The sequence below is a fragment of the Pelagimonas sp. genome (assembly GCF_058892305.1).
The window spans coordinates 953-1,260 of the sequence record NZ_JBZXVN010000090.1 but is presented as its reverse complement, the minus strand read 5'-3'; the positions used below and the strand labels follow the sequence as shown (position 1 = coordinate 1,260).

1 protein-coding gene is annotated in these 308 nt (G+C 59.7%); it reads left to right on the top strand.

The genetic code is table 11. From position 1 onward, the window contains the following. Positions 1-300 (top strand): ABC transporter permease (locus AC5EFR_RS23405; protein ID WP_493578092.1); only part of this gene is annotated, 300 nt, incomplete at its 5' end. Between the last annotated feature and the right edge of the window lie 8 nt (positions 301-308).

Sequence of the window (308 nt, the reverse complement as noted above, 5' to 3'; positions counted from 1 at the left end):
CCCGGCAAGATCATCCGCCGTCACTTGTTGCCCAACGTGCTGTCGCCGATTTTGGTGTCGGCGGCTTTGGGTCTGGCAACGGCGATTATCACCGAAAGCGCGCTAAGCTTCCTTGGTGTTGGCTTCCCGTCTGACTTCCCCACATGGGGCAAGATGCTCGCCGATGCTGTTGTGCGGATGGAGGAATACCCCGAACGGGTTCTGCTCCCCGGTATTGCGATTTCTTTGACGGTTCTGTCAGTGAACTATCTCGGTGACGGCTTGCGCGACGCGCTCGACCCACGCATCCGCGGGCGCTAACACCCCTT